The organism is Mesorhizobium sp. LHD-90 (genome assembly GCF_030929505.1).
GTDB lineage: Bacteria > Pseudomonadota > Alphaproteobacteria > Rhizobiales > Rhizobiaceae > Kumtagia.
Genome location: NZ_JAVFVV010000001.1, coordinates 306,268 through 330,694 on the forward strand (window position 1 = coordinate 306,268; position 24,427 = coordinate 330,694).

Sequence of the window (24,427 nt, forward strand, 5' to 3'; positions counted from 1 at the left end):
GGGCATACGGGCAAGTCAGCCGCCGCGCAGCGCCTCTGCCAGGGAAATTTTCGCCGAGCCCGGTTTCAGCGGCTTCTGCTGCGTCGGCGCCGGCGCCCAGCCCGACATCCAGACGATCGAGAACGTAGCCCTGATTTTTCCGTCCGGATCGGAGAACCGCTCCGCGTAGATCTCGGCGGCGCGCAGGAACAACGTCCTGGTCGCAGGGCGGCGGCTGCGGGAAACCAGCGTGCTCGTCGACCCCATTGCGCGCAGGTCACGCATCAGCGCGAACATGTCCGGGTAACGCACGGTGATGGTCTCGACGTCGGCGACCGGCAGCGCGAAACCCGCCCGCTGCAGCAGCGCGCCGACATCGCGGACGTCGGCGAACGGGAAGACGCGCGGGCTGGCGCCTCCATAAATCTCGCTTTCGGCGGCGAGCAGGCTTTCGCGCAGTTCGCCAAGCGTGCCGCCGCCAGCCATCGCGCCGAGGAACAGGCCGTCCGGCCGCAGGGCGCGTCGGATCTGAACGAGCATGCCCGGCACGTCGTTGACCTCGTGCAGCGACAGAAGCGACACGGCGAGGTCAAGGCTCTCGGGTGGCAGGGGCAGCGTCTCCGGCGCCGTCAGCTTGCCGTCCGATCCTTGCAGGAAGGCCGGATCTGCCTCGATACGCGCGATCGCGCCGGCCTTGCCGCTCGCGTTCACCGCGTCGCGGGCATGCGGCGTGACGCAGAACAGCGCAGCGGCGTCAGCGAAACGGCGCTCGACCGTCGCCAGGCGGTCGGAAAGATCCTCGGCGAGGCGCTGCATCAGAAAATCCGCGCCATCGACCGGACGGGCCAGCGCACGGCGCTTGTGCTGGAGCGAGAGGTGGGTGTCGAAGATTGCTTGCACGGTTTCCGGCTTGCGACAGGCGCGCGGCATTCGCGCGGTTATGATATGGTCCCGGCGGGGACGGGTTTCCATGACGGATTGGGCAGCGCAGATCAAGGACATCGCGACGATGGCGCTGGCGCTGCCGGGGCGCGTGCTGTTTCCGCCGGTTTGCGCCGGCTGCGGCCGCCAGGTCGGCGAGCCCGGCTCACTGTGCGGCCGATGCTGGCCCAAACTGCGCTTCCTCGACCGACCCTGGTGCCCGGTGATGGGAACGCCGTTTGCGCAGGATATGGGCGAGAATTTTCTGTCGGCGGAAGCTATCGCCAATCCGCCCCCCTTCGCGCGGGCGCGGGCCGCGGTCATCTACTCGGGCGTGGCGCGGCAGATGGTGCAGCGGCTGAAATACAACGACCGTACCGACCTCGCACCGTGGATGGCGCGTTGGATGGTGCGCGCCGGCTTCGAGCTGCTCCCGGACGCCGACCTGATCGTGCCGGTGCCGCTGCATCGCGGGCGATTCTTCCGGCGGCGGTTCAACCAGTCGGCGGAACTCGCCCGCGCCATCGGTCGCGCCACCGGCACAGCGTTCGAGCCGGAGGCGGTGGTGCGCATCAAGGTCACGCGGCAGCAGGTCGGGCTGGGCCACAAGGAGCGCGAGGAAAATGTGCGCGCCGCTTTTGCGGTGCCGGTCGGATCGCGGGAGAGGATACGGGGCAGGCGAATACTGCTTGTCGACGACGTGTACACCACCGGCGCCACGGTGGCGGCGGTGACGCGGGTGCTGCGAAAAGGCGGCGCTTGCGCGGTCGACGTGCTCACCTTTGCGCGGGTTCTGCCGGGGGACTTCCTGCCGGAAGAGTGAGCGACTATATACGTCTGCAACAGAGGCATGTCGGAATGGTCGACGTCACTATCTACACACGCATGTTGTGCGGCTACTGCGCCGCGGCGAAGAGCCTGCTCGATCGCAAGGGCGTGGCCTACACCGAGCACGATGCGAGCTTTGCGCCGGAACTGCGCTCCGAGATGATTTCGCGCGCCCACGGCCGCTCGACCTTTCCGCAGATTTTCGTGGGGGACGTGCATGTGGGCGGCTGTGACGACCTGCATGCGCTGGAATCGCAGGGCCGGCTCGACGGCCTGCTTGCCACCGGCAATCTGAACTGAAGGAGAAGCCGATGAGCCTCTTCAAGGCCGCCGCCATCCAGATGCGGTCGGGCACCGAACCTCGGCGCAACGCGGCCGATATGGAAGCGCTGGTGCGCGAGGCGGCAGCCCGGGGTGCGACCTACGTGCAGACGCCGGAAATGACCGGCGCGCTGGTGCGCGACAAGGACGCGCGGGCCGCGACCTTCACCACCGAGGAGAAGGATATCGTCGCGGCCACGGCAGCGCGGCTCGCCTCTGAACTCGGCATCCACCTGCATATCGGCTCGACGGCGATCCTGCGCACGGACGGAAAGCTCGCCAACCGTGCGCTGCTGTTCGGACCGGACGGCTCGCTGCTCGCCTCCTATGACAAGATCCATATGTTCGACGTCGATCTCGACAATGGCGAGAGCTGGCGCGAATCCTCCGCCTATGAGCCGGGCGTCGGCGCGACGGTGATCGACCTCGCCATCGCCAGGCTCGGCTTCGCCGTCTGCTACGACCTGCGCTTTCCGCAACTGTTCCGCGCCGAGGCGATGGCCGGCGCGGATGTTCTGACCGTTCCGGCAGCCTTTACCCGCCAGACCGGCGAGGCGCACTGGCATGTGCTGCTGCGCGCCCGCGCCATCGAGAACGGCGCCTTCGTGATCGCTGCCGCCCAGGGCGGCAAGCACGAAGACGGCCGCGAAACTTTTGGCCATTCGCTGATCGTCGACCCCTGGGGCCGCGTGCTGGCCGAGGCCAATCACGACGAGCCGGGCGTCATCGTCGCCGAGATCGACACGGCGCAATCGGCGCAGGCGCGCAAAAAAATTCCCAATCTGAAGAACGCGCGCGAATTCGCCGTCCGCCAGGTGGCGCGGCCGGAAGCCGTGCTGCGTGGAGCTGCATCTTGATCCGCTTCTCTCTGCATTGCGACCACGACCACGAGTTCGAGGCGTGGTTCCGTAACAATGACGACTTCGACACCCAGAAGAAGCGCGGTTTCGTCGAATGCCCCGAATGCGGCTCGAAGAAGGTCGAAAAGGCGCTGATGGCGCCGGCGGTCTCGACGGGCCGTAAAAAGGAAAAGATCGCGCTGGCGATGGGTGAGGCGCAGAAGCAGGCGATGGTGCAATTGAAGGCGCTGTCGGAGAAGATGCGCGAGAACGCCGACTATGTGGGCGACAAATTCGCCGAGGAAGCGCGGAAGATCCATTTCGGCGAGACCGAGGCGCGCGGCATCTACGGCGAGGCGACGCCGGAAGAAGCCAAGGGCCTGGTCGAGGATGGCGTCGAGTTCGTGCCGATCCCGGTTTTCCCCGACGATCGGAACTGAGTTTTGCGGGCTTCACGCCTGACCGCCAGACGCCGCAAGACGCTTCCTGAGTGATGACGGCGCGGTGTTGCGCCAGGCCATCAAACAGGCGCTGCGCAGCGTCGCATCGTCTGCCGCCGTCAAATCCATCTCGGTCCAGCCCTGGCGGCCCCAGCCACCCTTCACCGGCTGGAATGTTTCCGGCTCGGCGCCGGCCAGCATTGCCTGTTCCTCCGGTGTCAGCTTCAGCACCGCATGAGCGCCGGGCGGCAGAGTGGCGAAGATGCGGTTGCGCACCCGGAAATCCGGCTTTCCGAAATGCGATTTTTCCTCAGCCTCCGGCAGGGAAAGCGCTATGCGGCGAAAGTCGTCAGCGGTCATGATTTGTCCTCCAGCCCCCTTGGTGCGTGTTGCCGGCCTATCATGCCGCCATCGGCTACGGCTGGCTTGAACATTTGCAACCTGCCGAACAAGGCCTGCGTCGTCGGATCGACCGCCGTGGCTCATGCGCATTAGCCAGAATTTCGGTCATGTCCGCGTCCCGAAGAACTGGACGAATCGGATGACGCCACTCTGGAATTCCGCCGTCGGCCTGCTCATGGTCACCGGGCTGCTGCTGGGACTGACGCTGCCCTTCGGCAAGCTGGCGACCGACGCCGGCACCCCCGGCATTGTCTGGGCGCTGGTGATTTCGACGGGCGCGGGCGGCGTGCTGTTCGCGGCCATGCTGCTGTGGGGCCACCGCATGGCGCTCACCATGCACCGGCTGCGCTACTACCTGATCGCTGCCGGGGTTTCCTACGCCATTCCCAATCTGTTGATGTTCACGGCGATACCGCATCTCGGCGCCGGCTACACCGGCATCATGTTCACGCTGTCGCCGGTGATCACGCTGGTCTTGTCGATCCTGCTCGGCGTGCGCCGGCCCAACCTGCTCGGCGTTGCAGGCATCGGCGTCGGTTTCGTCGGCGCCGTCATGGTGGCGACGACACGCGGCGAAGCCGGCCAACCTGCCGATTTGTTCTGGGTGCTGGTCGGTCTCGCCATTCCGTTCAGCCTCGCGGCCGGCAATATCTATCGCACCTTCGACTGGCCGGAAGGGACCGGACCGATCGAACTCGCCATCGGCAGCCATCTCGCCGCTGCGGCCATGCTGCTTGTCGGCGCGCTGGCGTCGGGCAACGGCCCGGCAATCGCAGGCCTCGCAGAGATCCCGCTGCTGGTCGTTGCGCAGGCAGCCTCCGCGTCGGCGATGTTCGTGTTCTTCTTCCGCCTGCAGGCGGTCGGCGGCCCGGTCTATCTCAGTCAGATCGGCTATGTCGCGGCAGCGGTCGGGCTGCTGGAACGCTGTTCCTCGGCGAGCGCTACCAGTTGCTGACGTGGCTGGGCGCCGCGATCATCTTCGTCGGCGTGCTGATGACGACGAAAGCCCAGCGCGCCAGGAGCACGTCTGCAAACGCGTGAGGGGCGGGCTGAAAATGATCGGCTGGAGGAGGCGCGGCCTGTGTCGCTGAAAAATCCTTTGTAACGGGTTTTGCCGATCTTGCGCTTGCCTGCCGTGCAAAAAATGCGCATTGGGCGCGTCGATGATCGATCGTTTACCCTCGTACCCGAGGGATTTATATTAGGGAATGCGTTATTGTAGAATGCGTTACTTCCATTCGTTCGATTTTATTTGACGCAATCAAAAGTTGTTGTAACTGGTCCAAAGTCTATATTGAAACTGGTCCCATCGGCCGCGATTTCGCGCCCGTCAAAACCAGCGTAGGATTGCAGCCTTCCACATATTCCATGTGGTAGTTGACAGGTAATGACGCCTCGCAAGAGCCACGTCAGGTCTGGCTAACAACAACCACAGCAAGGAAGGATTGCCATGCCTCTCAACGAGATGGACGTGCTGACGGCGGTGGGTGACGCGGTCCTCAACAAGCTGGATTTCACGGTCGACGGGCTGCACATCCGCGGCGAGGCCTATCGCAAGATCTTCGAGCTTATCCGCGACGAACAAATCCTCGTCGTCTCGGGAGACGACGAGGGACTCGCGACCTACAGCCCCGACACCGACACGATCAAGACCCAGAAGGCCGATTCGCCGGCGGACCTGTTCAACAAGTCGATCCTCGTCCATGAATGCACCCACGCCCTGACTGACATGGAATTCGTGAAGATGACGGCCAAGGCCAACGAGTCGGCGGCCTATCTGGCGCAGGCCGTCTATTTGCTGCTGAAGGATCCGAAGCCGACGGTTCCGGCCGGCTATGGCGTCGTCAAGACGGCGATACAGCTTGCCAGGCAGTTCGGTCTCGACAGCAATCCCGGCTCCCGGCGGCGTATCTCCTACGACGAGATCGTACCGCTGGTGAAGCGGCTCGACGAGCATCCGGGCTATCATTCCGCGCAGGCCCGCATATCGATGTCGAATGGCATTTCCGCCAAGATACCGAAGCATCTTCGCGTCGAGGGGTCGCCGGAGCGGATCGGTCCCAGCACCGCCACCGCCACGATCGGTTTCCGGGTTCCCAACGACGAACTGTTCGCCTTCGACAGTTTCCGGCTCAAGCCGGGTGCCGAGCAGAGGCTGCGGGAGGCCGCCGGATACATCAAGCAGCGGCTCGGCCCGAGCCACAAGATCTACATTACCGGCCACACGGACAATGTCGGCGGCGCCGGCTACAACAAGCGCCTTTCCCGCCAACGCGCCCAGGCGGTCGCAGATTTTTTCGTCAAGGAGAAACTGTTCAACAGTTCGCTGCTCCAGCCGGGCGGCGACGGCGAGGAGCATCCGGTCGCCGACAACAAGACGCCCGAAGGGCGCGCAGCCAATCGGCGGGTGGTCATCGAGGCGATGTAGTCGCCGACGATCCCGCGGTCAGGCAACCGTCGGCTTCTCCGCCATCACCATGTAGTTGACGTCCATGTCCTTCGACCGCTGCCAGCGGTCGGCGAGCGGGTGGTAGATGACGCCGGTACGATCGACGATCCTCATGCCGGCCTCCGACAGCGCCTTCTCCAGTTCGTCGGGGCGCACCAGCCGGCCGTATTGATGCGTGCCGCGCGGCAGCCAGCCCAGCACGTATTCGGCGCCGATGATCGCCAGACCCAGCGCCTTCAGCGTGCGATTGATGGTGGCGACGAACATGATGCCACCGGGCTTCACCATCTCGGCGCAACGGGAGATGTAGAGGCCGACGTCGGAGACATGCTCGACCACCTCCATGTTGAGCACCACGTCGAATTTCTCGCCGGCGTCGGCGAGGTCTTCCGCAGCGGCGGCGCGGTAGTCGATGGTTACGCCCGATTCGGCGGCATGCAGTTTTGCCACCTCGATGTTGGTGGCGGACGCGTCCGCGCCGACCACCTCGGCGCCGAGCCGCGCCATCGGCTCGCACAACAGCCCGCCGCCGCAGCCGATGTCGAGGAACCGCAGCCCCTCGAACGGCCGCGCCGTGTGGATGTCGCGGCCGAATCGCGCCGCCACCTGGTCGCGGATGTAGGAGAGGCGGACGGGATTGAACTTGTGCAGCGGCCGGAACTTTCCGTTCGGGTTCCACCATTCGGCGGAAAGCGCGGAAAAGCGTTCGACTTCGTGCGTGTCGATCGTCGATCGGCGGGGCTCTGGCATGATTTGATCTCCGTTCGGCCCGTGAGAAGTCGGGCGCGGACAGGCGAAAGTCAAGCCGCCGCCATGATGCCGCCGCATCGGTGCGACCTTGAACCAACGTCGGAAACCGGTCATTCGCGGCAGCTCTTCGGCACCAAAGCCGATCGCGGGCTTGCGATTGCGGCACTTTCCCGGCATGTGACGGAGGAGCCGCGCGCAGACCGGAGGGGGACGACCGATTGCACCATGAAGTGACGCTGATCGCCACGATAGCCGTGTGCTTCGTGCTCGCCTCCATCTTCGGCTACATGGCCGACCGGCTGCGGCTGCCGCCGCTGGTCGGTTATCTCGTCGCCGGCGTCATGATCGGGCCGTTCACGCCGGGTATCGTGGCCGACGGCGCGCTCGCCGCACAGCTCGCGGAAATGGGCGTGATCCTGTTGATGTTCGGCGTCGGCCTGCATTTTTCCGCGTCCGACCTGCTGGCGGTGCGCGGCGTCGCCGTACCCGGCGCGATCGGCCAGATCGTGCTCGCCACCCTGCTCGGTGTCGGACTCGCCTCGATGTGGGGTTGGAGCATCGGCGCGGGCATCGTGCTGGGCCTCAGCCTGTCGGTGGCCAGCACCGTGGTGCTGCTGAAGGCGCTGGAGGAGCGCAATCTGCTGAACACGCCGAGCGGGCGCGTCGCCGTGGGCTGGCTGATCGTCGAGGATCTCGCCATGGTGCTGGCGCTGGTGCTGTTGCCGGCGCTGGCGGAAATGCTTGCCGGCAGCGGCGCCGGCACCGTGTCAGAACATGTCGCGGAGGGGGGCAGTTCCTCGCTGCTGCTCACCCTGGCGATCACGCTGGCCAAGGTCGCGGTGTTCGCCGCGCTGGCGATCTTCCTAGGGCCGAAAGTGGTGCCGTGGGTGCTGACCAAGGTGGCGCGCACCGGCTCGCGCGAGCTGTTCACACTCTCGGTGCTGGCGCTGGCGGTCGGTATCGCCTACGGCTCGGCCGAAGTGTTCGGCGTGTCCTTCGCGCTCGGCGCCTTCTTCGCCGGGCTGGTGCTGGGCGAATCGCATCTCAGCCACAAGGCCGCCGCCGAATCCCTGCCGCTGCAGGATGCGTTCTCGGTGGTGTTCTTCGTTTCGGTCGGCATGCTGTTCGATCCATCGGTCATCGTCGAGGACCCGATCGCCGTACTCGGCGTGCTGGCGGTAATCATGGTCGGCAAGTCGGTGATCGGCTTCCTGATCGTCATCCTGCTGCGCTATCCGGTCAGCATGGGGCTGATGGTGGCCGGCAGCCTGGCCCAGATCGGCGAATTCTCCTTCATCCTGGTCGGGCTCGGTCTCAGCCTCGGCCTGATCCCCACGGAGGGCCAGGATCTGATCCTGGCTGGAGCGCTGCTGTCGATCACCCTCAATCCGCTCGCCTTCTATGTTACCGGCGAGCTGCAGAAATGGGTGCGCCAGCGCTGGCCGGCGGTGGCCGCCGGCTATGGCCGGGCGCACCATGACGCGCTGGTGCAGGAACTCGCCCGCATCCGGGCAGCCCAGGAGGCGCGCGATGAAGCGCGGCATGTGCGCATCCAGGAACTGGTGGCGACCTTCCCGCTGCTCTCACTGGTGCCGCCGGACGACCAGGAGGAATTGCTGCTGCTGTTCCGGCCGGCGTCCGCCTCGCCCGGCGAACGCGTCATCCGCACCGGCGACCGCGCCGACGGCATGTATTTTATCTCCTCCGGCGCGGTGGAGGTGCGGGTCGGCGGGCGGGCGATCCGCCTCGATGCCGGTTCGTTCTTCGGCGAGATGGCGCTGCTCAGCGGCTCCAGGCGCACCGCCGACGTGATCGCCGTCGATTTCTGCGAGTTCCAGTTCCTGGAGCGGCGCGACTTCACCCAGTTCATGGCGCGGCACCCGGAACTGCGCGCCGCCGTCGACACGATGGCGCGCGAACGCATCGAGGCGAATCGCGCCGCGAGCGCGGTCACGCAAGAAAACGGCGCGGAAGCCGCGCAATAAGGCACGCCGTCAGGGGTGGCGGCACGACACGCTGTGCCGTCAGGACGTGTCGGGGCGCGGACATTCCAATGCGTAGACGGCCAGCGCATGGGCGTGCGCAAGAATCTCGTCGACCTCGCGGATGTTGCGGGGATGAGTGGCTGTCGGATCGTAGCGCGACAGCCGGCCGCCGGGCGGACGCCCGCGCCGCAGCGGCGAGAGGCGGCGGAAGCGGACCGCGACCTGCTTGCCTTGCGCGACCGCAGCGTCGCGGGCTTGCCTGTCCCGCGCGCGTGCTGCGTCGTTGCGCGCCTTCCAGCGGGCAAAGCGTTGTGCCTGGCCCGGCAGGTCGTCGAGTGCTGCGGCCAGCGCCTCCAGCCGCTGGCCGAGCCGCGCCGCGTCGACCGCATCGTCGGGCGACGGTCTTGACGGCAGCGGGCGGAGCTGCGAGCTGGAATCGAGCCCCGAGATGCGCGGTACGGCATGCGCCGGCACATAACGGCGGCGGACTCGGAACGGGTTTTTCAGCGGATCGAGCAGCGACAGGTTTCTTGTGCGCGGTCGCGCGGCCCGTTTTGCGGCCGCCCTCTTGGCCGCTGTGGCGCGCCTGATGTCGTCGTGCGACATTGTGACGGCGATGCCGATGCGGCGCAGAATGGCCTCGTTGGTCTTGGGTTTCGGTTTTCGTGGGCGCAGCGGCGGCAGGGTCACGACAATTCCGCGCGCCGCCGCGATGATCAGCCGCCGCGCCGCGGCTTCGGCCGGGCGCAGTAGCCGAAGGATTGCGCGATGAAGCTGGCGCGGCAGGGTCGACCCACCGTCGGCAAACCTGGCCATGGACACGAGCATCACGAGGATGCGCTTCAGCGCCTCCCGGTTCTTCTCGATTGCGCCACTGCCGTCCATCGCCGCCCCTTTCGAACACAAGCGATGGGATTATCGCACCGATAGGACATGATGTAAATAATCCTAGGAAAAAAATCCTTGACAATGCGAATGCGGGCGGTTGCCGCCTGAGCAGAGTCGCTCGGCGTTCATTCGGGGAGCCCGGCCTTGCGAAAACCGTCGACGAAGTGCTCGCCCACGGCTGTGTCGCGCAGCGGCTGCGAGCTTCTCCAATGGCCGATGGTGAAATGCGGATGGGAGACCAAAAACATTTCCGCCTCCCGCCCGGCCTCGTCCCGCCGGCCGAGCTGTGCCAGGCTCGCCGCCAGGAATTTTCGCGAGTTGGTGCGGTAGGTCTCCTCGCGGCGAAGCGTGGCGACCGCGGCCTCGTAGTCGCGTGCAGCGTACTGAGCCTGGCCGAGGTGACAGAAATACCAGCAGGCCGGATAGGGGTTCAGCCGCAGCGCCTTGCGGATCTGCTCCAGGCTCTCAGGTATCCGACCGCTGAGGACGGACATATCCGAAAGGGCTGCCCAGGTGTCGGCGTGGTTAGGATCGATCTCCAGCGCCCTGGCGAAAGCGGCGTCCGATTCGGCCCATCGCCTGTCATAGGCCAGGATGGTGCCGAGGAAATAGAAGCTGCCGGCGTCGTTCGGGTCGTGCACAACAGCTTTCTGCGCAAGCTCGATTGCCAGGGTGCGGTTCGGATCTTCCGGCTCACCGAAATGCGTCCATGCCAGCCACCGGTTATAGGCCAGCAAGGCGTGCGCCTCGGCATAGGACGGATCGAGTTCGACTGCCCGCTTGAGCAGCAGATAGGCTTCACGCGCTGTCTGCGGCGACTCCTCGGTCAGGAGGCGGGCGCGCACGCAGAGGTCGTGCGCCTCAAGGTTTTGCGGCCGCTTGCGCGGCACCGGCGCGGTCAGCCGGCCGACGAGAGCCTCGACGATCCTGGCCGCCACCTCGTCCTGGACCGCAAAAATGTCCTCGAGGGTCCGGTCGAAACGCTCCGCCCACAAATGTTCACCGGCGGCCGCGTCGATCAACTGGGCGTTGATGCGCACGCGACCGGCAGCGCGGCGCGCACTGCCCTCCAGCAGGTATCGGACGCCGAGTTCCTGCGACACCTGGCGCACATCCACGGACTTGCCCTTGTAGGCGAAGACCGAGTAGCGCGCGATCACGAACAGGCCGGCATTCCTCGACAGGTCGGTGATCAGGTCCTCGGTCAATCCGTCGGCGAAGGATTCATGTTCCGGATCGTCGCTCATGCTGAGGAACGGCAGGACGGCGATCGAAGGTTTGGCCGGCAATGGCAGGGGTGCGGTGGGCGTGGGCGTGCCCGTCGCGTCGGCCACGCGAGATGGCGGCGGGGCCGCAGGGCGCACCCTCGCCGATTGCCATGCCGCGCGCATCGGCGAAAAATCGAGACCCTCGGCTTCGAACAGTCTTGCGGTCGCCGACAGATGTTCTTCCGCTTCGCGGATGCGGTTCTCGGCGGCCAGCGCGTTCAGCAGCGCCTCATGGGGGAGCGGGTCGAAGGGGGTGAGCTGGAGCCACCGGTCGAGATAGATTTTCGCCTCGTCGTCCGGCAGGCGCCGGGTCAGGTGCTCCAGCAGGCCGGCGTGATGATCGCGAAAGCGGCGGCGCTGGGCGACGAGCCAGGCCTCGAAAACCGGGCTGCGGTCGATCTCCAGGCCAGCGAGAAAATCGCCGGCGAACAGGCCGGCGAGCGCCTTCAGCCGCTCGGGGGAAAAAGTGTCGAAACCCTGCTGCGCCGCCTCGGCGACGGCCACCGCGTCCACAAGACAGCCGGCGAGGTCGAGGCTGAGCGTATCGCCATGCGCACGGACCCTGCGGAGGCCGGGCTCGTCGACCAGGCTTCTGATCTTGCTTAGGCACCAGCGCAACTCGCCGCGCGGATCGTTTGGAAGGTCCCACAAAAGATCGCAGAGCTGGCCGCGCGTCGCCGGATGCGGCGAAAGCGCGAGATAGGCCAGAAGCGCACGCGCTTTGCGCGATGCCGGCGGCGGCAGCGCGGTGCCGTTGCGGCGGATCGCCAAAGGTCCGAGCAGACGAATCTCCAGCGGCCGGCCCGCTTCGATCGGGCGTCGCCCGGTCGATTCCATGGCCGTGTCCACGCTTTCTCCCACGCTCTCTTCCACGGCACGCCTTTAAAGCCACCAACCGAAGGAACGGCGCATCGAGCGCCAAACCCGAATCCGCCTCGAAACACGAAGGCGGCACCATACCATCCGGACTAGCTGCGCGTCCTCCCACGCGCGGCTCCGTAGAGGAGTCGGATGGCTTCGTTGCGAGGTCATGCCCCAAGAACCGGAAGGCACCACGCACGCTGAAGCAGCTTCGACCCTCGCAGTTGGCCGGCCCGTTACCCGAGGGTGATGCCGGCTTCTATCTGCAACCTTCAACACAAGCAACACCAGGAAACCACAATGACGACTTACACAATCGATGGAAACCAGAATACGATCAGTGCCGGCAACGGCACCGACATCTTCCATGGCACGGCGGGCGGCATCGACAGCCTGCGCGGCAATGGCGGCAACGACCTGTTCATGATCGAGACCGGCCAGACCGGCCTGATCGACGGCGGCGCCGGCTACGACCGCGTCCACCTGCAGGGGGCCGGCAACAACGTACTGGACGCCGGACTGAATATCGTCGGCGTCGAGGAAATGATCGTGGACTCCACCAACCTCACGGCCACCGTCGCGCAACTCAAGGACGTCACCCATTTCGGCGTGAACAACGAAGGAGAGACGTTCTACTTCTTCCTGCAGGGAGCCGGCGGAACCCTGGACTTCTCGAAAAGCTTCACCGAGCCGCAACTGCTGAACATCGAAGCGAATATGGCGACGTCGCGCGTCGTGATCACGGGCAACGACGGCAAGAACGAAATCATCGGCTCCGATTTCGGCGACTGGCTGCACGGCGGCAAGGGCAATGACACGATCCATGGCGGTGACGGCAACGACCTCGTCAATGGCGGCCTCGGCCGCGACACGCTCTATGGCGACGACGGCAGGGACGTTTTCGTGTTCAACACCGCACTGTTATCCGGCAACGGCAACCTCGATCACATCGGCGACTTCCGTCCGCAGGACGACTCGATCCGGATCGACGACGCCATCTTCCAGTGGACCGGCCAGGCGCTCGGCACGATCAAGCAGAGCGACTTCAAGGTGATCGGCAACGGCCAGACCGTCGATGCCAACGACCACATCCTCTACAACCAGAACAACGGCGCCATCTACTACGACGCCGACGGAGCCGGCGGCAAAGCCGCCGTGCTCTTTGCGATAGCCGACAACTTTTCCGGCGACGTTCCGATCCTGACCTACCAGGATTTCATCATCATCTGAGCGGCATAGCCGCCTGGAAGGCGGCGCGGTTCGTTTCCGCGCCGCGACCCCTGCGAAGCGTTTTGCCTTGGACAAGGCGGCGCACGCTGGGGTCAGACAACGTGGAAGTTGACCGGACTTATTGCCCATCGGCACGCGGCGAACCCAGGCAACCCGTCGCCATGCCATGAGGCAAGCTCGGTCACCAACCCGTTGAAAGATCGCCGGGCCTTTACCCCGCCCCACCCGAGGCCCGGCGATCCTTCATTCCCGATTTGGTACATCGAGGCCAGAATTGGGCTGGCTGCTTCAAACGCTGCATAAGCCGTGCCAGTCGGGCGCGTCCCGAAGCGGCTCTCCAGCCGGAAATGACATCCTTCGCCGTCAAACAGTGGGTGGCTTCGCCGCGACACCCGACACGACCGGTCGTTAGGTCGCCAGTTGACGTTCAGCGGTGCGCCTTTGGTCGGGGTTGCCGGCAGGGCGATCCTCCCGTTTAGTTTCCGACACGGTGAGGGGGGAAGCCATAATGAAGAAAGCGGCACGACCAGAACGCCTGCCTCAGTCTCCGACTGAGTATGATCTCTGGTACTTCGACACAGACGTGAAAAAAGACATATCCGCGGCTGCCGAACAGCCGTGCCATGTGATGCTGCGATTTGAGAGCACGCGCGCAGTTTCGGTCGCCGGAGACTAACGTCCCTTCACAAAAGCACCTGTTCTCGCTCCGCTTTGGCCTGTTTCCAAACGTCTTCAAGCGCCGACAGCGATTCCATGAGTTCGTGAGAGAGATGAGGGCCGCCGGCCATGGGCAGGGTGCGGGGGGTGTGGCCAGCGGCCCGGAACGGCCTGGTCAATTGGTTTCCTCCCAGCCCGCTCCATCATCAAGAATACACGAATTCGTGAAGTCAGGAAGATAAGCTTTTGTCTAAAGACGACCCGCCGAAGATGGATGGGCGGAGTCGTCGTGTTGAGCTCGCCAGGAAACGGCCGCTATTGAACCGGGCTTCGTCCAGGTCGGAGATTTCTTCTCCCAGTTCAACTTCTGCTTTAACCTTGAAGGCATAGCCTATCCGACGACTTCACCGAAGCGTCGCCAACACCGGTTCAGCTCCAGACATCGGGGCGGGAACGTCCAGCCAAACTTTACCCGACATACTTTCCGCGCGTTGCTCGCGGAACTCTCCCCGTGTGCTCGCAGTTCCTCAACTTCGACCGGAGGATCTGCATGTCGGACGACAGGAACGTACACGGCGAGACGAAGGCCTGATGTGAGCCCGTTCTCCTGAATCCGTGGTGCCGCGATGACCTCTCAAGCGACGAGGGTGCGACCATCTCTGCCAGAAGGTGATGCAGTGCCGAAACACCGCTTCGAATTCGAGACCGGAAGCATTTGTGACTGTTTCGGTCAGTCGATTCGAGGTCGCCGGCAAAGCCAATCACACCGGCCGCTGACGCGGAATTTCCGATGATACTCCGGCATTTTGCGAGCGCCGGCCTTTTGTCCACAGTCGGGGTTGTGACCGGCTGTTCAGGTATTCAGTCCGCGCTTGATCCTGCCGGGGCGGAAGCCGACGCCATCGCCAAGCTGTTCTGGGTGCTTGTGGCCGTCGGCACGATCATCTGGCTCGGCGTCAGCGGCATTCTCCTCTACGGCGTTCGGTCGGGGCGACGTCCGATCACGGAGGCAGCGGCGAGTAGCCTGATCCTGTGGGGTGGCGTATTTACGGCCGCAACACTTGTCGTCCTGCTCGGCTTTGCGCTGTGGCTGATGCCGTCCCTCAGGCCCTTCGCAGGCGAAGCCGGGACATCCCTGCGTATCGAGATCACGGGGCGGCAGTACTGGTGGCGGGTCGTCTATCACGTTCCCGGTTACCCGGCGCTCATCTCGGCCAACGAAGTCCGTCTCCCGGTTGGCGAGCGCGTCGAACTGACCCTGCATAGCGACGACGTGATTCACTCCTTCTGGATCCCGGCGCTCGGCGGCAAGATGGACATGATACCCGGCCGCGAAAACCGGCTTTCGCTGCTCGCCACGAAGCCAGGCACGTTCCGCGGTCCCTGCGCCGAGTTCTGTGGCACTTCGCATGCGCTGATGGCCTTCTCCGCCGTCGCCATGGAATCGAAGGATTTTCACGCGTGGCTTGCTTCGCGAGTCAAACCTTCGCCCGGAGCAACGGCCGGCGCCGCCGGCCTCTTTCTTCGCCATGGTTGCGGTTCATGCCACACAGTGGCCGGAACGGAAGCGGCGGGCACGCTCGGCCCCGACCTGTCGCATCTCGGCTCCCGCCTGACCCTCGGTGCCGGGATCCTGCCCAACACCGCCGAAAACATAGCCCGATTCATCACCGAGCCGGACAAGATCAAGCCTGGCGTCGAGATGCCGGCATTCGGCATGCTGCCACCAGACGACATCCGGGCCATCGCGGCGTGGTTGAAAGGGCTGGAATGACCGGCCCCATCGAAATCCTTCCACCTGACCAGCGCGATGCGCAGGCCGAGCGGCTGCGCAAGGTTTGGGCGAACCCGACGGGCTGGCGCTACTGGACGAGTGCCAACAACACTCAGGTCGGCCTTTGGTACGCATCGGCCGCATTTGCTTTCATGCTGTTTGCCGGCGTGCTGGCTCTCATCATGCGCGCGCAGCTCGCCGTGCCCGACAATGATCTGGTGTCCGCCGACTTCTACAACCAGGCCTTTACCCTCCACGGCACGGTGATGATGTTCCTCTTTGCCGTGCCGATCTTCGAGGCGGTGGCGATCTTTCTCCTGCCGCCGATGCTGGGTGCGCGGGAGTTGCCCTTCCCCAGGCTGGGCGCCTTTGGGTTCTGGAGCTTTTTTCTCGGTGGCGTCTTTGTTTGCGGATCCATCTTCTTCGATGCCGCTCCATCGTCGGGCTGGTTCATGTATCCGCCACTCGCCACCGACGAGGAACTGTCGGGCATCGGAGCGGATATCTGGCTGCTCGGTCTCTCCTTCATCGAGGTCGCTTCGATCGCGGCGGCGGTCGAACTCATCGTCGGCATCATGAAATGCCGCGCACCCGGCATGCGCATCAACCTGATGCCGCTCTTTGCCTGGTACTTGCTGATCGTCGCGGGCATGATCCTGTTCGCCTTCCCGCCACTGATCGCCGGCGACATCCTGTTCGAACTGCAGCGCATGTTCGACTGGCCCTTCTTCGATCCGGCGCGCGGTGGAGATCCGCTGCTGTGGCAGCACCTGTTCTGGATTTTCGGCCATCCCGAGGTCTACATCATCTTCCTGCCGGCCATCGCCCTGATGGCAATGATCGTGCCGACCTTTTCGCAGAGGCCGATCGTCGGCTATTCCTGGATCGTGCTTGCGGCAGTCGGCACAGGCTTCCTGTCCTTCGGCTTGTGGGTGCACCACATGTTCGCAACCGGCCTGCCGCAGATATCGCTCGCCTTCTTCTCCGCGGCTTCGGAGGCGGTGGCGATCCCAACGGCGGTGCAGATCTTCGTCTTCATGGCCACCATGCTGGCCGGCCGGGTGATCTTCTCGACGCCGATGCTGTTCGGGATCGGCGGCATCGCCATCTTCGTCATCGGCGGACTCACGGGCGTCATGGTGGCGCTGGCACCGTTCGATTGGCAGGCGCACGACACCTATTTTATCGTCGCGCACCTGCACTACGTGCTGATCGGGGGCATGCTGTTTCCGGTGATCGGCGGCATCTACTACTATTATCCGCTTATCGACGCGAAACACCTGTCGAACCGCCTTGGCCGCATTGCGTTCTGGCTGATGTTCATCGGCTTCAACATCGGCTTCTTTCCGATGCACCTGACCGGTCTGCGCGGCATGCCACGACGGGTCTTCACCTATCCGGGTGATGTGGGCTGGGACTGGCTCAACTTGGTCTCGACCGTCGGTGCGTTTGTTCTTGCCTTCGGGATATGCATCATCGTCCTCGACGTCGTGCGGCCAAAACACCGGCAGTCCCGAGGCGAACAGAACCCGTGGAATGCCGGCACGCTGGAATGGATCAGCGAACCCGAGGAGAACTGGGGCGTACGGTCGATCCCAAGGGTCGAAAGCCGCTACCCGCTTTGGGATCAACCTGAACTGTTTCGCGACGTGAACGACGGCCGCTACTACCTGCCCGATGCGCAGGAAGGTCTCCGCGAGGGCTTGATCACCTCCGTGCTCGACGCGGAACCCGAACAGGTTCTGCGGATGGGCGGCACCTCCTACGTGACCATCGTCTCGGCCTTGTCGCTGGGCGCCGTGTTCGTAGCCATGACCTTCAAATGGTGGCTCGCCACGGCCGTCGCCGCGGTAATCTGCATTTGCGCAATCCTCTATTGGCTATGGACCGGAACCGCCGAAATTCCGGAAAAACCGAAAAAGGACGTCGGCCTCGGATTGACGCTTCCGCTCTATGCGTCCGGCCCGGCATCCGTCGGCTGGTGGGCGATGTTCATCACCATGATCGGCGACGGCACTGCCTTTGCCAGCCTGATCTTCGGATATTTCTTCTATTGGACCATCCACGAAGACTTCGCGGGCAACATCGCCGGGCCTGGCAAACTATGGCCGTTGACGTCGGCGTTGCTTTTTGTCGCCGCCTGGGGCGCGACCCTTGCGTCGAGGCATTTCAATGCCAAAGGCCATGTGGGCGGCCTGCGCGGCGGTCTCGCCGTTGCGATTGGATTGACGGGAGCTGCCCTGGTGGCGGGCTTTGCCGGGCCGTTCTCGCACGGCATGGATCCCACCGCTCATGTCTATCCGGCGATTGTCTGGGTGTTGACCGCATGGGTTCTTACGCACGGGGCAGTAGGCGCCGTCATGCTCGCCTACTGCCTGGCTCGAAGCCTCGCCGGACGCCTTACGTCCGAGCACGACATCGACCTGTGGAATGTCGCACTCTACTGGCATTTCATGGCCGTCACTGCAGTTGTGGCTTTCCTGGTGATAGGCCTGTTCCCGGAGGCGATCTGATGGTCTTCCGGCTTTTGCCAGAGGAAGTCGAATCGCTGTGGACGCTGTTCACCGCACCAATCGTGTGGGCCGGACATTTTCTCCTCTGCTATGTCGGAGCGGCGGTTTTCTGCGCCAAGCCTCAATTGTTCGGCCTGGGATTCGGAACCCTCCGGCTAACTATCGCCTTTGCCACCTTCGCGGCCCTTGCGGCCATCGTGCTTTCCGCCTTCCTCGCCTGGAGGCAATGGAGCTTCGGCACCCGAGACCCCCCGCACGACGATCCGACACGGCACGACCGTGTCCTGTTTCAGGGTTTCGCCACCCTCTTGCTGTCTGGGCTGAGCTTCGTCGCCGTCATCATGACCGGCATGCCGGCTCTCTTCATGACGGAGTGCCTCCGATGAGGCTGCTCAGTCTCACGCTCGGAGTGCTGGTGTTAGCGGCAATCTGGCTTGGCCCGCTTCTGAGCGAATGGCGTGAATCCTTTGCAGCCCACATGCTTGCGCATATGGGGGTCGTGACAATCGCGGCCCCTTTGATCGCGTTCGGACTGCGGGACGCTTTCGGTTCTGGAAAAGTCGCGAGGGCCTCTCGCTATCTGGCTCTTCCGGTCGTCGCTTCCCTCGTCGAGTTCATCGTGGTCTGGGGATGGCATGCCCCCGCCCCGCGCGCATGGGTGGAAAGGTCTTTCGCTGCGACGGCGCTCGAACAAGGCTCTTTCCTCGCCGCCGGTCTGTTCCTTTGGTTGTCCTGCCTGGCCATCGGCACGCGGGAAGACATGGCGCACCGGGCGGCCGGAGCGTTCGGCCTCTTGCTCACCACGGTTCACATGACGTTGCTGGGGGCTCTTCTCGGGTTGAGCCCGCGCCCCCTCTACGGCCCGGGCGACGTCGTATGTTTCGGCACGACACTGACGGCCGCGCAGGACCAGCAGTTGGGCGCCGTCATAATGCTGCTCGTCGGTGCGGCGGTTTATCTTGCGGGAGGCGTGGCGCTGATGGCCGGTGTGCTGGCGGGCCGTTCCCGAATGGTGGCTTGATGCACATTCGCTGGAAACATTTGGCTATCGCTCTCGCATTTCTGCCCGTTGTCGTCCTCGTTGCAACCTGGATCGGCTTCTTCAACGTGGGTGCTTCCACGGGTCACTGGAAGATAACCGAATGGTTCCTGCATTTCGCCATGCGCTCGGCCGTGCGCACCTATGCGCTTGCGGTGGAGGTTCCCGACAGGCTGCCCCATGACGGCGTGCAGCCCGCGGCCGGCCACTTCGCGCGCGGCTGCGCGATCTGCCATGGCGCGCCCGGCGAACCGCGATCGCCTGCAGCGCTCGCCATGCTGCCGCAACCGCCGGACCTGGCGCAAGCCGTCGGCGAGTGGGAGGATGCCGAGCTGTTCCGCCTTGTCAAGCACGGCGTTCGTTTCACCGGCATGCCGGCCTGGCCGACACAGGCGCGCGACGACGAAGTGTGGGCGATGGTCGCCTTCCTGCGCGAACTCCCGACGATGGATGCGGCGAGATACCGCGACCTTGCCTACGGGAGCGGCCGTCCGCCGCCGTCTCGACCGGTCCGCTTCGAAGACGCGCTCGCCGAATGCAGCCGCTGTCACGGGTCGGACGGCCTCGGGCGCAGCCCGTCGACGCCGGTCATTGCCGGGCAGAACGAAGCGTACCTGCTCGCGAGCCTGCGCGCCTATGCGGAGGCACGGCGTCCGAGCGGCATGATGCAGCTTCCAACGGTTGCCATCGATCCGGCGCAAATGCAGGCGCTGGCGAAACATTTCGCGGCGCTGCCGCCCCGCAACGACAGCGTGTCGACTGCCGACGCAAAGGTCTCGCGCCGCGGCGAAGAGATCGCCAGGCGTGGTCTGCCCCTGCAAAAGGTACCGGCCTGCCTCGGCTGTCATGGCGGCCCCGACCGGAACCCGGCCTACCCCAGGCTGGAAGGGCAATCGGCGGCGTATATGACCACGCAGCTACGCCTGTTCCGGAACGGACAGAGGGGTGGCACGCGATTCAGCCATCTGATGGAAAGCGCGGCGAAGCGCCTGTCCGACGCCGACATAGCGAGCGTCGCGGCATTTTTTTCGTCCTTGCGTCCACCGGTTGCAACACACGGCCCCTGAAGCCGTTTGGCCTCTCCGAATAGGATCCACGGGCAAGACAAGTCGGATCGAGACGAACGTGATCGCTCGGCCAGGAAAAGGAAGCTGCCGACATACAGGAAAAGTTCCTGCAGCCACCGGCAAATGCGGTCTGCCGGTGGAAAGCGCCGAGTTCCGCGCTAATTCGTGAGAATGGCCAAGAAGTCAGAGTCGTTCACGGACAAGATGGCGCGGATCGATCAGGCATCTCGGGAGATCATCGACCACGAAGCAAGAGCGCGCGCGTTGAAGACAGCACGGCTGCGCGCGCTACGCTTGGCCAGGGCAGCCGATGCACCGCAGGCGGCAAGGAGCGTCGATGGTACGCCCCGGAGAGAATGAAGAAGGCTTGACCGCCTCCGTCTCGAATTGGCGTGAAACAGGCTCGCCAGCAGGCCCTGCGCGGTTGGCATCAGCCGGCGCATCTGGACAGTGACCGGGGCAGCGCGCTTTTTTCTCCGCGAATATTTCATATGGATACAAGTGACGGTTCGAAGCTGCTAGAATACCTGGCGTCAACTGGGAGAGCAGCTACGGGAATTGTGCGCTGAATACGGCGAAGGATTTGCCGCGCAACCGCAAAAGACATCATTGGGGAACGCGCATGGGTCTGTTTTGCAAGGAATGCAAGAAGGACATCAGCAAAGATACCAAGTTTATCGTCATGACTATGAAGCTGCACGTCTTCACTTGCAGAGGAAAAGACGTGGAAAGCACCAGTCCAAAGGGCGTCTTCCAGGAATTCTTCACGACGTTGGATCCTTTCCAAAGGCAGCCCGGTGAGAAGCATTCGAATGATGCTGTCAGCAGTTCAGTTATATCAGGAGAATATTACACCATCGAGAATCCGTCCAAGAAGGATCTCGAGTATCGATCGCAAAGAGAGGTATTGTCCAAGGGAATGAAATCGTCAAAGGTTCGTCCCAGCGTCCAGCGACAACTGGCCAACATCTATGAGAAAGATAACCTGCTCCGGGAGTTTGACCATAGGAATTTTGAGAAGCGCCTGGATATCAGTGAATTTGTCGCCGACCCGAAAGTCTACTATCGAAAAGTGAGCCAAGGCGAGTGGGAGGCGATGGGGGTGGAAGAGGGAAAAGGAAAGGGAAAGGGAAAAGAAAAGGAAAAGGGAAGTCCCTTTGCGGCGGCATTTAAAAATACAGATACCGAAAACTACCGCTATTGGATGTCTTCATCATTGGCAAAAGTTAAGGCTTTCGGCAATGCGAACAGTTCCGACCAGGAAGGCATCATTCTCAAATTTACATTCGATCGGCCGCCAATTGACGTTTTCTCGCTTAAGGCACACCAGGAACGCGGCGTGCAGAACACTCCGGACGTTGTGGCAATCCATCGAGAAGGCTTCGCCGAAATCGGCCCGGTGAATGAGCCCGAGCATGTTGAAGAGATACTGAGAGACAAACTCGATCACAATCTCGGGTTTACGAAGTCGCAGGAAGCCGCCCTGTACAAGATCTTCGGAAAAGTGGAAAAGGTGGTCTGAATTCTCGATCTCCGAGTGGTCCGCCCTGCAAAGGCGCGTAGGGTTTTGCGCCGGAAATGCCCTGCCCCGAACCTTGCCAGCAAGGTCGCGGCAGCAGGCGATGATCATCTCCTCAGGAGTCATTGCTGTCGCCGCTCTTCATCGTTGGCGGCAAAAGCCGCAGCGTGTCCCACGTTTCGATACGGCCCCTCGTCGCCGGCCAGTCGGCCTCCGAGACCTTCACGATCAGCGCCTCGACGAAAGCCACGGCGCAGATGGCCGTGTCCCAGGCCGTGTCGTTCTCGATCGGCAGCGCCACGACATGATCGGCGTGGCGCGCGACCGGCGACATCCATTTGTCGGTGACCAGCACGATCGTCGGATGCCGCATGGCCGCGATGCGCTCGGCAAGCCGGGCGAGATCGGGCTGGTAGCGGCGGAAATCGAACAGGAAGACAACATCCTGCTTGCGCATGGAAAGCACGTGATCGGGCCAGTCCTCCTGGTTGGGCGGCAGGTGGTAGATGCGCGGGCGGATTTGCCTGAGGTGCTGCGAGAAGAGTCGGGCGATGCTGTCGCTGATGCGTCCGCCGAGCAGGAATATGGTTCGCGCCGGGTCGGACAGAAGCCTGACGATGCGGTCGAACTGCTCCTGCGAAACGCTTCCCGCCATGTCGCCGAGCAAGACAGCGGCGCGGTGCGCGTAGTCGGCGACGAAATCGCCGTCGCCCAGCTTCGCCGTGGCCTTCAGGTCGAGCGGCGAGCGGCTGCCTTCCTTGAGCTCACCGATTAGCTGGCGCTGGAATTCCTGGTAGCCGGCGAAACCGATCTTGCTGACGAAGCGGGTGATGGAAGGCGCACTGACACCGGTCCTTTCGGCGAGCTCCTGGATCGTCTGCAAAGCGCCGAACGGATAGTCCGCCAGCACCGCATTGGCGATCTTGCGCTCGCTCGCGGTCAGGTTTGCCGTCTCCCGCCGGATCGTCTCACGCACGGTCATGGGGCGCTGTCGCTCAGATTGTCCCGAAAACTGATAACCGACATCGCACTATCCACCTTGAAAAAAATTAGTCAAACTGGATCGGTTGATTGACTCTGATTGAAAAGTTTCCTTTCCTTCGAAAGACCGGGGTCTGCGAGCCAGCGAGCCTCCTACGAATGTTGCAGTATACCGACATGACAACGAAGGTGCCGTCGCCGCGCGATCCCAGCCCGGTCGAGCTGGTCAATGCCGGCGGTCCCTCGCCGTTCGCCGTGCGAGCATGCGGGCCACGCCATTCCCGAAAGCCTCAGCGATCTCGGCGTCGCCCGTGAGGAGATGGACCGGCACATCGCCTGGGACATTGGCGCCGAGGGCGTTTCAAGGCCGCCGAATGAGGCAAACCGACCAGGCGAAAGGCGTGCCTCGAAATGAGGCAAGGAGCCGAATTGTGGTGGCCAAAAAACGCGGCTAGCGTAAGCGTTTAAAGACCGCCACAGAATGTGAGAGCAACAAGCAAAAAAGGGGAAGCAAAAATGCAGATCACGACGAAAAGCCTCGCCAGCCTGACGGCACTTCTGTTGCTGGCCGGAACCGCCAGCGCTCAGGACGACAAGATCATCATCGGTGGTGCCATGTGCCTGACCGGCGTCCAGGCGCCGTTGGACACGCCCGGAATGAAGGGCGCGGAGGTTGCGGTGAAATACCTCAACGACAATGGCGGCCTGCTCGGCAAGCAGGTCGAGTTCATCAACGTGGATGGTAAGTCCGACCCGGTTACGGTGGGCAATGCAGCCGTCGAGCTGATCGACAAGGGCGCGGACCTGATCATGGCCCCCTGCGACTTCGACTTCGGCAGCCCCGCCAGCCGCGAAGCCCAGGAAGCCGGCATCGTCGGCATCTCCGCCTGCGCGTCCGACCCGCTCTATTCGTCCTGGTCGCTCGGCGACAAGCAGTTCACCCTGTCGATGTGGAACACGACGATGGGCGCAACTGCGGCCGACTTCGCCTTCAAGGAGAAGGGCTGGAAGACCGCCTACGTGGTGACCGACCAGTTCATCGCCTACACCAAGTCGCTGTCGAAGTATTTCGTCGACCAGTTCAAGGCGAATGGCGGCGAGATCCTGCTCGAGGACACCTACACCAACGGCGACAACAACTTCTCGGCGCAGCTTGCCCGTCTGCAGGCCCTCGGGAAGAAGCCGGACGTGATCTTCCTGTCATCCTACGGGCAGGATATCGGCGTCATCATCCGAGCGCTGCGCGAAGTCGGCTATGACGCGCCGGTGCTTGGCGGCGACGCCTATGACGATCCGGGCATGCACGCAGCGCTCGGCGAGAGCCTCGGCAACAACGTATTCTTCGTCACCCACACCTTCATGACGCCGGACGCCCATCCGGACATGCAGAAGTTCCTCGACCTCTACCAGCAGATGCACGGCGCAGCCCCGGACACGGCTTTCGTCGCCACGGGCTGGGATACCGTCATGCTGATGGCGGAGGCCGTGAAGGCTGCCGGCAGCACGGAAGGCGGAGCGGTCGCCAAGGCGCTCGAGGATGGCAAGTTCAAGCTTTTGACCGGCGATCTCGACTACGGCACCACCGAGGAGGGCCACGTCCCCAACAAGGCAGCGGTGATGGTCGAGCTCAAGGGCGGCAAGCCGACTTTCCTTGGCTGGCGTACGCCGGAGAGGCTGCCGGCTCCCTGAGCCAAAGGTATCTGCGCCGGGGCTCGA

Annotated in this window: 20 protein-coding genes and 1 pseudogene; 15 read left to right on the top strand and 6 right to left on the bottom strand. The window is 63.7% G+C overall.

The genetic code is table 11. The features are described from left to right. Positions 1-15: 15 nt before the first annotated feature. Complete coding sequence (locus tag RB623_RS01465) at positions 16-879, bottom strand: methyltransferase domain-containing protein (protein WP_308054964.1); 864 nt, start codon at positions 877-879, stop codon at positions 16-18. A gap of 70 nt (positions 880-949) precedes the next feature. Here RB623_RS01465 and RB623_RS01470 point away from each other — a divergent pair, with 70 nt between their 5' ends. Genes RB623_RS01470 through RB623_RS01485 form a run of 4 tightly spaced genes read left to right on the top strand, consistent with a single transcriptional unit; the run spans position 950 to position 3,328 of the window. Continuing rightward, positions 950-1,723 (top strand): ComF family protein, encoded by a 774-nt coding sequence (locus RB623_RS01470; RefSeq protein ID WP_308054965.1) that lies wholly within the window; start codon positions 950-952, stop codon positions 1,721-1,723. 35 nt (positions 1,724-1,758) lie between these two features. Then, a complete protein-coding gene (gene grxC, locus RB623_RS01475; RefSeq protein WP_308054966.1) occupies positions 1,759-2,028 on the top strand; it encodes a glutaredoxin 3 in 270 nt (89 codons plus the stop codon). Positions 2,029-2,039: 11 nt separating this feature from the next. Further along, positions 2,040-2,906, top strand: coding sequence for a carbon-nitrogen hydrolase family protein (locus RB623_RS01480; protein ID WP_308054967.1), 867 nt, complete (start codon positions 2,040-2,042; stop codon positions 2,904-2,906). Further along, positions 2,903-3,328: a DUF1178 family protein gene (locus RB623_RS01485; protein WP_308054968.1), complete on the top strand. Its 426-nt coding sequence runs from the start codon at positions 2,903-2,905 to the stop codon at positions 3,326-3,328. Before RB623_RS01480 ends, RB623_RS01485 begins: the two co-directional genes overlap by 4 nt. 12 nt (positions 3,329-3,340) lie before the next feature. On the opposite strand, the gene RB623_RS01490 is transcribed toward RB623_RS01485, so the two are convergent. After that, positions 3,341-3,688 (bottom strand): MmcQ/YjbR family DNA-binding protein, encoded by a 348-nt coding sequence (locus tag RB623_RS01490; protein ID WP_308054969.1) that lies wholly within the window; start codon positions 3,686-3,688, stop codon positions 3,341-3,343. Between the two features lie 181 nt (positions 3,689-3,869). Between RB623_RS01490 and RB623_RS01495 the strand changes: the two are divergent. Continuing rightward, positions 3,870-4,771: pseudogene (locus RB623_RS01495) on the top strand (DMT family transporter). 409 nt (positions 4,772-5,180) lie between these two features. Next, a complete protein-coding gene (locus tag RB623_RS01500) occupies positions 5,181-6,158 on the top strand; it encodes an OmpA family protein (protein WP_308054970.1) in 978 nt (325 codons plus the stop codon). Between the two features lie 18 nt (positions 6,159-6,176). On the opposite strand, the gene ubiG is transcribed toward RB623_RS01500, so the two are convergent. Beyond that, positions 6,177-6,929 carry a bifunctional 2-polyprenyl-6-hydroxyphenol methylase/3-demethylubiquinol 3-O-methyltransferase UbiG gene (ubiG, locus tag RB623_RS01505; protein WP_308054971.1) on the bottom strand — a complete coding sequence of 251 codons (753 nt, stop codon included), beginning with the start codon at positions 6,927-6,929 and terminating at the stop codon, positions 6,177-6,179. 218 nt (positions 6,930-7,147) lie between these two features. Here ubiG and RB623_RS01510 point away from each other — a divergent pair, with 218 nt between their 5' ends. Next, positions 7,148-8,914, top strand: a complete 1,767-nt coding sequence (locus tag RB623_RS01510; protein WP_308054972.1) for a cation:proton antiporter — start codon at positions 7,148-7,150, stop codon at positions 8,912-8,914. Positions 8,915-8,953: 39 nt separating this feature from the next. On the opposite strand, the gene RB623_RS01515 is transcribed toward RB623_RS01510, so the two are convergent. Both RB623_RS01515 and RB623_RS01520 read right to left on the bottom strand, forming a co-directional pair. Continuing rightward, the gene (locus RB623_RS01515) at positions 8,954-9,799 is read right to left on the bottom strand and encodes a hypothetical protein (RefSeq protein WP_308054973.1); all 846 of its coding nucleotides are present in this window, start codon (positions 9,797-9,799) and stop codon (positions 8,954-8,956) included. Between the two features lie 128 nt (positions 9,800-9,927). Continuing rightward, the gene (locus tag RB623_RS01520) at positions 9,928-11,919 is read right to left on the bottom strand and encodes a hypothetical protein (protein WP_308054974.1); all 1,992 of its coding nucleotides are present in this window, start codon (positions 11,917-11,919) and stop codon (positions 9,928-9,930) included. A gap of 312 nt (positions 11,920-12,231) precedes the next feature. Here RB623_RS01520 and RB623_RS01525 point away from each other — a divergent pair, with 312 nt between their 5' ends. The 7 genes from RB623_RS01525 to RB623_RS01555 all read left to right on the top strand — a co-directional run bounded on the left by RB623_RS01525 (position 12,232) and on the right by RB623_RS01555 (position 21,733). Beyond that, entirely contained in the window at positions 12,232-13,161 is a 930-nt protein-coding gene (locus tag RB623_RS01525; RefSeq protein WP_308054975.1) for a hypothetical protein, read from the top strand. A 1,447-nt stretch (positions 13,162-14,608) separates the two neighbouring features. Then, positions 14,609-15,592, top strand: coding sequence for a cytochrome c oxidase subunit II (gene coxB, locus RB623_RS01530; RefSeq protein WP_308054976.1), 984 nt, complete (start codon positions 14,609-14,611; stop codon positions 15,590-15,592). Continuing rightward, positions 15,589-18,105 carry a cytochrome c oxidase subunit I gene (gene ctaD / locus RB623_RS01535; protein ID WP_308054977.1) on the top strand — a complete coding sequence of 839 codons (2,517 nt, stop codon included), beginning with the start codon at positions 15,589-15,591 and terminating at the stop codon, positions 18,103-18,105. Before coxB ends, ctaD begins: the two co-directional genes overlap by 4 nt. Beyond that, a complete protein-coding gene (locus tag RB623_RS01540; RefSeq protein WP_308054978.1) occupies positions 18,105-18,491 on the top strand; it encodes a hypothetical protein in 387 nt (128 codons plus the stop codon). The genes ctaD and RB623_RS01540 overlap by 1 nt, the downstream gene beginning before the upstream one ends. Continuing rightward, positions 18,479-19,126, top strand: coding sequence for a cytochrome c oxidase assembly protein (locus RB623_RS01545; RefSeq protein ID WP_308054979.1), 648 nt, complete (start codon positions 18,479-18,481; stop codon positions 19,124-19,126). Before RB623_RS01540 ends, RB623_RS01545 begins: the two co-directional genes overlap by 13 nt. Positions 19,127-19,146: 20 nt before the next feature. Next, a complete protein-coding gene (locus tag RB623_RS01550; protein WP_308054980.1) occupies positions 19,147-20,211 on the top strand; it encodes a c-type cytochrome in 1,065 nt (354 codons plus the stop codon). A gap of 622 nt (positions 20,212-20,833) precedes the next feature. Further along, complete coding sequence (locus RB623_RS01555) at positions 20,834-21,733, top strand: hypothetical protein (protein ID WP_308054981.1); 900 nt, start codon at positions 20,834-20,836, stop codon at positions 21,731-21,733. Between the two features lie 112 nt (positions 21,734-21,845). Here RB623_RS01555 and RB623_RS01560 read toward each other — a convergent pair whose 3' ends face one another. Next, positions 21,846-22,712: a MurR/RpiR family transcriptional regulator gene (locus RB623_RS01560; RefSeq protein WP_308054982.1), complete on the bottom strand. Its 867-nt coding sequence runs from the start codon at positions 22,710-22,712 to the stop codon at positions 21,846-21,848. Positions 22,713-23,227: 515 nt separating this feature from the next. Here RB623_RS01560 and RB623_RS01565 point away from each other — a divergent pair. Next, on the top strand, positions 23,228-24,400 hold the full coding sequence (locus RB623_RS01565; RefSeq protein WP_308054983.1) for an ABC transporter substrate-binding protein: 1,173 nt from the start codon (positions 23,228-23,230) through the stop codon (positions 24,398-24,400). Positions 24,401-24,427 lie beyond the last annotated feature (27 nt).